This is a genomic window from Streptomyces sp. NPDC041796, assembly GCF_055590785.1.
On the sequence record NZ_JBVJAH010000053.1, the window covers coordinates 1 to 8841 of the forward strand.

Below are 8841 nucleotides of genomic sequence, written 5' to 3' on the forward strand. Positions count from 1 at the left end.
GCAAGCCGATCAGCAGGGCGGCGCCGCCGTGATTGAGGTCGACGGCCCAGAGCACATCGTCGGATATCGCCAGCACATCGCCGATCAGAGCCAGCCGTTCAGTCTCGTCGTTCTCGATCCGGCAGGACAGCAGCCGCTCGCCCTCCGCGTTGATCACCACGGCATGGTGATGCGTCTTGCCGATGTCCACCCCGGCCCAGATCTCGGGCACGTCCCCTCCCGCCAGCTCGTCTGCACCGTCTCCCAGGGCGGGAAGTCGTGCGGCAGGTAACACCAGGCGATGCCGATGCGGTCGACGTAGAGGATGGCGTCCATGATGCGGCGCAGGTCGTGCTCGGGCGGGCGGCCGATGTCGAGGCCCCTGCCTCTGCGCTCGGCTCGCCAGGCGCTGAGGGTGGACCTGATCAGTTCCCAGCGTGCGTCGGACAGGTCGCTGGGATACGGGCGGTGTCGTGTCATTTCGGTAGGACCGTCGCGAAGGCCGCCCCCACAAGGCGCACACGAGGTCAGAGGGGCGCGTTGGGATCAGACAGGAGCGAACGGAACGAAACGGGTCGACGAACGATGACACGAATCCCTCGCCCCTCATCAGGGCCACTTGCGCCAAGAAACCCCATACCAGCCCGGTCGGCAAATCAACGCCAAACAACCTCACCGGGATAAAACGCTGTTGCAGAACCGTCAGGCAGATCGCGTGAGACGTACATCCGGAGATCAACGGGCGTCGAGGGCTACCAGGAACGGGCAAAACGAAGCCGTCGGCAGCCTGAATCATGGCGCGAGACCGGCGTCGGATCAGTGCTGCAACACGCTTGAAATGGCCCATGCCGTGACGTTTCTGCTTGCTTCCGCCAGGGAGAGACTTTCGGAGATCAATCACCGTAATGGTGGTGACCCTCGGGGTGTCATGTGAGCCGCGATTGAATCCGTGGCCAGCAGTCTCGTCGCTCGCCTGCGCCGACGTCAACCTATGCGTGTTGCCGGTGGATGGGAGTACATGTCTGCTGGCTGTGCCGGTCCACCGATGTGATGAACCTCCATGGGGGGTGGCGCGTCCAGGCGGACAGGTGGTTTTGTAGCCGCTAGGTTGATTGCTGATCATTTTTCCGAGACGGCTGAGAGGAAGAACGTGTGGAGCCCTTAAGGCACCGGGGCCCTGATCGCCGTCTGGGCCTGACCGCAGCGGAGATTGCTCAGATGTCAGGTGCAGTCACAAGGCCAACTGTGGCCTCGGTCGCGTCAACCGCTGGTGTTCCTGGGCACGATGTGCGGCGTGGCATCTCGTTGGAGAACGGCCAGCGGATGGCTGCGGCGATGTCAGCTGGGCTGCTGACCGAGCGCTCGGCGAGGGCCATTGCCGCAGACCCGCAGGCTGTGCTGCGAGCAGCACAGGAACTGCAGGCTCTCATTTGGGAGATCATGCGGAGCAGATACGAAGCCGATCATGAGGCAGCCGCTGCTTAACCGTAAACGCGAACACTGATCGAACATGTTTGAGGCCCGGCTCACTCCCGCCAAGAAGCACCGGGCCTCAGCAAGACCGCCATTTGGTCCAGTCCCCTCTGCAGAGCCTGTCGGCGCGGCGCTGCAGGGTTCGTGGGCCTTCTGGCGGGCTTGATACTGCGAAAGAGAGAGTACCCATGGCCGGGGCCATCCGAGAATACCAGCGCGCCATTTTCCGGAATATTTGCTCTCCGAACTTGCCTTCCGCGGAGGAAGGCAAGATCCCGCTTGACGTCATGGAGATTCGGCAATCTCCTGGCTGGTGGTTTCGTCTGCCACAGTCTGGCTCCCAGGGTGGGATCTGGACGACCGTCCGTCCTGGCCAGAGCCAGGTCTTGACCTGGTGCCCGGAGGTCATCGCGCACCTCGTCGCCCACGACTCCGCAGGTGGGAGCACCTCCGACTACTACACGCTGCGCGTCAACCGCTACCTCGTCACACTGTCCGACGCCGAACTGGCCCATGGGAAGGGGTGGGAGCAGTTCCCCGGCGTCAACCTGTGGGAGTGCTTCGCGGCTCGAGGTCCACTGCACAAGATCGTGCAACAACAGGCGCTCAGTGCTCCTCGGCTCTCGCTCAAGGAGGCAGCATGACGACTCAGCCCGTTGCCCAGCATAGTGCCCAGTCTACGTATCATCTGATCTTCGCCAGGCTGAAGCAACTCGGCTGCGAACCAGTGGCCTTCGGCGTGAACCAGTTCCATGCCCGATGCCCCGCTGTCCACGACGATGCCGGTCTGCTCCTGGGGGCACGACACAACCCATGTGACGGGCGAGAAGCGGGCGTACTGCTTCGATGCCACGGTGTCCCTGAGTGCAGCCAGGAAGACATTCTCGCCGCCCTCGGTCTCGCAACTGCCCGCGACACGGTCATCCTGGAGATCGCTTCACAGAGACGTCCCGCTGCGGCTCCTCAGCAGCCCAGGGGTCCCCATAGGAGCGGATGGCAGCGAACAACAAAGCTCGGGTCCTTCGCCGCACCACAAAACCGCAACCGGCACGCTGTCGGGGACCGTGACTACGTCGATGACTCTGCCGTGGAGCCTCCCGGACGCCCCGTCATCGGCTCCACGGGTTGGCGCTACGACGTGGACGAATCTGGTGGCACCGTCTGGAAAGCCCGTCGAGGCAAGGAAGTCGTTTGGGAGGTAGTCCTTGACTGGGCACCGTACGTATCCGAACGCCTGGTCGTACTCGGCGATGACGGTAAACCTGCCGGCCGCTACTACACAATCACCATCGGCGCTGACACTCTCACCAAGAGTCTGGCTGATCTGCGCACAGCCGACGGCTGGAATGACTTCAGCGACGACAGCGGCGCCGCCTCACGCGCCACACGTGAAGTCTTGATCAATATCATCACGGATCAGGGCAAACGGCTTCCGCGCACTCCTGTAGTCACCCACACGGGGTGGCACCGCTTGCCTGACGCCGGACTCACCTACGTCTTCCCGGACGGCCGCACGTATCCTCCAGAACGCCTAGTGCGCCTGATTGGCGCCCCAGAACACCTGCGCCGAGCGGCGCAGCCGCTCAGCAGCGCCGCCACCGCTGACGAATGCCGAGAAGCGGTTCGAGCAATCGCATCCCACGGCTGGGCACCCATGATGGCCCTCGCCGTCGGGGCCCGTTCCCTGGCCAATACGCTGCGCCCTGTATCCGCCACCTTCGTATTCGATGCCGAGCCGAACTCCGGCAAGACATCTGCGGCCAACACTGCCCGCAGCCTGCTCCTCACCCCTCGGCCTCATGCGTGGCCGCCGGTGCCGACAAAAGGAATGAACAGCACAATCACCGACATTGAGTGTGCCCTTGACTTCGAGGGAGACATGCCCATCCTGCTCGATGACATCCCACTGACCCGAGTCTCATCCGCCGCAGAAATCCGCGATATGGAGAAGAAGCTCGAGCTGATCATCCGCGCCGCAGGCAATGCAACAGAACTCAAGGGACGCCGCAACCGCGACCTGACCGCAAAGCCAGGCAACCGCGTCCGCTCCATCCCAGTCATTGCAGCTCAGATGCTTCCGCCGTCAATGCAGGAATCGCTCTACCGCCGCTCAGTCGTGGCCTACTTGTCACGGGAGGGCGGTGAAGTGGACTGGCGGTGGTACAAGAACGGCGGCGGACAAATGCTCAGCGCACCGCTGCGGACCCTCGGCGACCGAATCATCGCCCACCTCCATGCCCAGCAGGACGCGAACTCGTATTTGGAACAACTCGAAGCAGAAGCAGCGCGGCAGTTCACCCCGTACATCGACAAGGTCCTGCCGGAGCGCAGCGACACAATGGAGGGCGTAACTACCGCAGCTGCGGCCATGCTGTCAGGCCTCGGGCTGGTTGGCGCCGCAGCCGGGCTCAACATGTCAGACCTCATTACGGTGGTCGCGGAACCCCTCGCAACGTCACTTGCCCGCCAAGCATCGCGAATGGAAGAACAGAGCACAGCCCAAGGAGACGTAGCCACAGCCGTAGGAGAGGTACTCCGCAAGGCCTTCTTTCACAAACGCGCCCACGTCCGCGACGCCAGGGGCATCATCCAACCGGCCGTACCAGGACAGGTCGAGCAAGACCAAGGCCTCACTTACAGAAGCGACCGCAAGGCCTGGGACGGTAAAGGACCTGCCTTGTACTGGCTACCGGAACGAGGACCAGCACTCGGTATCACCACGAAGAACCTGAACATGCTGCTCAAGGCAAGCGGCGACCCACGGGTGAACAGCTACGTCGACCGATCACTCCCCGAGGCCCTCCTCCACGCCGGCGCCATCCACCGCAACCAGAGCCAGAAAGACCGTGTTGCATCACACCGCGTCCGCGTCGGAAACGACAACCTGCGGCTACTGCTGATCAAACCCGAGCTGGTATGGGACCTATGACCCGCACCGCGGCGGCACTGCGCCAGGGCACAGGAGCGCCAAGTCCCTGCGAAGCCTCAGTCTTGTTTGGCGTGTACGCGCCGTGCCTGGTTCGTTTCTCACGCGACTTGGGGAAGACACAGGGAACAACGGGAACAAGCGGCTTCGGCGGGCGCTCGGCCACGTCGCGGCGCCGTAGACACGCTTTGCCGCAACGGCACCGGGTTTGCGTCGGCGTGCCCGGCTGGCGAGCCCAGTCGGCGCACTCAGGGATCGTGGGCTTGATCCCGCATGGCCAAAGTGTGCGCGGCAAGCGCGGTTGGGGCGCCGCCTATCTGCCACTACCCGCTCGGCGTGGACGTGGGGCCATCCAAGCCCTTGGACTGGCAACGCGGCTGAGGCCAGTGATGGCTGGGCAGGCTTGCCGCGCCCGCATAAGGAAGCGCACACGGCCGGACTGTCGTACGTGAAGTCAGCGGAGCTGTCCCGGTTGTGCATCACCCAAGCGAAGGAGACCGAGGAGCGGGCCTGGCTCGCCGGCGTGTCGGCCGTACTGATCATTTCAGAATGAGGTGCGGAGGCGTCTCAGACAGCTGCAGGCGAGTTGGAGCAGCCCGAGGTGGGGGTCGGCGCGTATCTCGTAGGCGGATCCGGAGTCGTTTGAACTGGTGGAGCCAGGCCAAGGTCCGCTCGACGACCCAGCGGGTCCTGACGAGGCCGGAGCCGTGCCGGAGCCGTGGACGGTGCCCTTGCGGGCGATCTTTTCAGACAGCCCAGATGCTACCCGGAGACACCGGTGAACACCTGATACGCGAGAACGTTCCGGCTGACCCTGATCACCACGGACCGGATCCACCCCCAAGCGATCACCCCACAACCGCAATCACACGCCAGTTCGTAAACGCCTCGCGGAGCGCCGGTAAGACCTCGACGAAAGTCCCGGCACAGCGCGGTGAAACAGAAAGCCCCCGAGACGGTCAGACGACCGTGGCAGGAATCCCCAACCTTTAGGCCACGGAGCACGTCAAGTATGGTGCTGCCCCCTAGCTTGACTCTGTCGGGGATCTTGGAGATGCCGGTCAGGTTCCCAGGGTTCGCCAGGACTTCAGCCGGGGTATCTCGCGCTGGTCGAGGTAGTGCTGGAAGGCAGTCGGTCGGAAGGACGTGGGTGCTTCTTCGGCCGGTGGCAGTCCGCTGAGGTGCTCGATGTTGACGGCAATGGCCGTCAGAACGTGCTGGATGTGGGCCTTTCCTTGTCCTCGGTAGCGGCAGCGCCGCATGCCGTGTCCGTGGGCGAACTCGTTGACCGTGCCCTCCACTCCCGAGCGGACCGCATAGCGGGTCTTCCACTCGGGCGTCTGTTGCTCCGCGCGGACGCGAAGTTGCAGGTCACGGAGTTCTCGCGGGGGAAAGCCCACGGTTCGGGCGCTGTCGGCGGTGGAGGTGCACTGGGTGCGGGCCGGGCAGGGACGGCACTGACTCTTGGTGAACCTGGCCACGATCAGCGGGGCCGCGGTGGGTGACGAGGTTGGGTAAGGGCCGTGCCAGCCCGCACTGACCTGACCCTGGGGGCACGTGACCTGGTGACGGTCGTAGTCGATGTGGAAGTCGTCCCGGGCGAAGCCCTCGTTCTGCCGGTGTTGGCGGGTGGGGTTGCTCCGCAGCGGCCCGGAGACGGTGACCTGGTGTTCACGGGTGGCTTGTTCGAGGTGGGGCAGGGACGTGTAGCCGGCGTCGACCAGATGCTCGGCGGGCAGCAGCCCGCGCCGCGCCAGACGGGTGTGGATGCCGGGCAGGACCTGACTGTCGTGGGTGGTGGCCGCGGGGGTGGCCACGTCCGTGATCACGTTGGGGCCGTCGGGAGCACAGGTCTCCGTCAGATGAGCGGCGAACCCCTTCCAGCTGATGATGTGCCCGTGGCGTGCGTAGCGGGCCGAGGTGTCGTAGGGCGAGACGACTGCCCGGGACGAGGGCGGCAGCCCGGGTCCGCCTTCCTTCTCGGCGGTGCGCCAGCGCAGCCGGCCTGCCTGGTCACGGTGGTAGTTCTGCACCATGATCTGGCGCAGGGCCTGGACGCGAGGGCCGGACGTGCGGCCTGCTCCGTGCTGGTAGAGGTGTTCCAGGAGCCGGACGGCATCGTTCCCGGTGGCCAGGATCCTGGTCGTGGGCTTGGTGGGGTTCTTGCCCAGGCGGACCGACCGACCGTAGCGGCGGCCCCACTCCTCATCGCCCAGCTCGTCCAGCAGGTGAGGGGACATACCGGCGACTTCTTCGAGTGCGGCGCGGACCGCCTCGGTGACCAGCTCCAGGCGGGTCAGGTCGCGCACCGCGGCCAGGACGTGGGTGGAGTCGGTGCGCTGCGTGGTGCGCTCGCGCACCAGTCCGGCCTCCGTGAGGCGGGCCAGCGCGAGGTCGAGGAGACGATCAGCGCGGTCGCCTTCGGCGAGACGGTCGCGGAAGTCGGCCAGCACGCTGTGGTGGAACCCGGGATCGTCCAGTTCCATCGCCATGGCGTACTTGAAGTCGATGCGACAGCGGACCGCCTCGGCGGCCTGCCGGTCCGACAGACCGAGCAGGAACTGCAGCACACAGACGGTGGCCAGTTGAGCAGGCGAGAGCCCCGGGCGCCCATCCCGCGGGTACCAGTCGGCGAAGTCCTCGTCGCACCACAGCCCATCGAGGCGATCGCGTACCCATATCGCCGTCGTACCGCCCGGATCGCTCGCCCGCGCGATCTGCGCGGTCAGAGAGGGGACTTGCTCACAGGAACGGGGGCGAAGGGACAACGGGCACCTCGACAACTGCATCGGTCGACGGAACCACCCGAGCATGCCCGTTGATCATGCAGCCGCACCGAGGAACTCCAAGATCCCCGACAGAGTCAAGCTAGCCGCCAACACGGGAACGCGCGCGACGCAGGCGAAGTGGAAGCCGTTGAGCCCCTGCTACCCGGGAACGGAACGGCGGTTCCGATATCCGGGGTGCAGGCCGCTGCCAGTCGGCAAGTTTGCTAGCCAGCGGCATGTAGGTCCACGAAGGCTTCCTCGAACTCGCCTGGTGCCCGCTCACCCGCGTCAGGTCCACTCATTTTGTCAGCAGCTCCAAGAGGACGAAAGGAGCTACAGGTATCGGCGGGGCACGCCGGGGAAGAAGGGCGTGCCCCGCCTCGCAGTACCGCAGGGCAAGCGGAGCCACACTCGCTGCGGTGACTATCCTTAGGAGGCTGGGGCTAGCCACCCATGACGCGAAGAAATAGCAGGGTCTCTTCGGGGAGGGCCGATAAGGTGTCCCCGGCCCCCGCTCCGCTCGGGCGGCCCAGGCCTGAGGGAACGGAGACCGGGCGGGGCGTACCCGATGGAGATCAGAAGGCCCAGGCATTTTGCCTCGGCATCCTCCATCCGCCCCGGCTGATTCGGCCGCTGGGAGGGAAGCGGTCGAATCCGGCCGTCGAATGCATTGCCAGCAACCATAACGCCATGAACAGGTGCGCAACATCGGGAGCCAACTGCATCGATGACATAAGAGGCAGCTGAGTTTCGCCTATGACGTACCGTGCGTGCGCTGGCCGTCTGTGGTTACTGGAGGCTTTCGTGTCGGGTAGTGACGGTTCATGATCCCTGCGGTATGCCGGTGGGGTGAGGTATTCGGAGGCTGGGGGCTGAACGCTGAGCGTCGGGCGTTGGGACCTTGCGTTCCGCGGGTCCGGCGAACTCGTCGGCCATCACAGGCGCCCAGTTCGCCGTGCTGGAGGAGGACTCGGCAAAGGCCGGGCGACGCACGGCTATGAAGACGAACGCTGGACCCTGGGCCGGGTTCAGACGGTGATCCACCGTCGGCTGCGAGTTGAGCCTGTCGGTGGCGACGGTACGGCGGCTGCTGAAACGGCACAGCTAGTCCTGACTGGCACCTGCCGGCGGAGCACTGGAGCGCGACGAGCACGCGGTGGAGCTGTGGAAGAAGGAAGTGTGGCCCGGGTAGAAGACCCCGCGGCGGCATCCGGGGCCTGGACCGTCATCAAGGACGAAGCCGGCTTCTCAGTGACGCCGCCCCGCGCCCGCACCTGGGGCCGGCACGGACACCCCCGGTTATCCCGCGTGCGCGGCAGGTCCCGCAGCCGGACCTCGGTCGCCGCCCTGTGCTGCTACAAGCCCGGCGAGGAGAGCCGTCTCATCCACCCCCGCACGCACCTCCTGCTCAAGGGGACATGCAAGAGTTTCTTGTGGAAGGACTATCGCGGCCTCCTGGTCCGGGCACACATCCAGCTCGGCAGCCCGATCGTCGTGGTCTGGGACACAACCCCAACACGCCACCCGGCTGCGGAGGCAGAGCACGGCTGGCTCACCACCGTCCGGCTTCCGCCGTATGCACCCGACCTGAATCCCGTGGAGTGGGCTTGATCCGCTTTGACGGACATCTGAGATCAGGGGCTTCAGCCCCGGAAGGATGATGTTCATCATGGAGAGCATGGGGAAGAAGAGGCC

The 8841-nt window shown here is 65.2% G+C and carries 4 protein-coding genes and 3 pseudogenes; 3 read left to right on the forward strand and 4 right to left on the reverse strand.

Annotation, left to right across the window (positions count from 1 at the left end; genetic code table 11):
- Both ACZ6C1_RS37950 and ACZ6C1_RS37955 read right to left on the reverse strand, forming a co-directional pair.
- The coding region (locus ACZ6C1_RS37950; protein ID WP_469247617.1) for an IS110 family transposase at positions 1–211 on the reverse strand (211 nt) is incomplete at its 3' end.
- A gap of 23 nt (positions 212–234) precedes the next feature.
- Positions 235–459, reverse strand: a pseudogene (locus ACZ6C1_RS37955) (transposase); the annotation flags it as partial.
- A 1379-nt stretch (positions 460–1838) separates the two neighbouring features.
- On the opposite strand from ACZ6C1_RS37955, the gene ACZ6C1_RS37960 reads away from it, so the two are divergent.
- The gene (locus ACZ6C1_RS37960) at positions 1839–2096 is read left to right on the forward strand and encodes a hypothetical protein (RefSeq protein WP_469247618.1); all 258 of its coding nucleotides are present in this window, start codon (positions 1839–1841) and stop codon (positions 2094–2096) included.
- The gene (locus ACZ6C1_RS37965) at positions 2093–4381 is read left to right on the forward strand and encodes a hypothetical protein (protein WP_469247619.1); all 2289 of its coding nucleotides are present in this window, start codon (positions 2093–2095) and stop codon (positions 4379–4381) included. Before ACZ6C1_RS37960 ends, ACZ6C1_RS37965 begins: the two co-directional genes overlap by 4 nt.
- A gap of 541 nt (positions 4382–4922) precedes the next feature.
- Here ACZ6C1_RS37965 and ACZ6C1_RS37970 read toward each other — a convergent pair.
- Positions 4923–5103, reverse strand: a pseudogene (locus tag ACZ6C1_RS37970) (transposase); the annotation flags it as partial.
- 336 nt (positions 5104–5439) lie between these two features.
- Positions 5440–7146, reverse strand: coding sequence for an IS1182 family transposase (locus ACZ6C1_RS37975; protein WP_469247620.1), 1707 nt, complete (start codon positions 7144–7146; stop codon positions 5440–5442).
- An 889-nt stretch (positions 7147–8035) separates the two neighbouring features.
- On the opposite strand from ACZ6C1_RS37975, the pseudogene ACZ6C1_RS37980 reads away from it, so the two are divergent.
- Positions 8036–8748: pseudogene (locus tag ACZ6C1_RS37980) on the forward strand (winged helix-turn-helix domain-containing protein); the annotation flags it as partial.
- Positions 8749–8841: the final 93 nt, after the last annotated feature.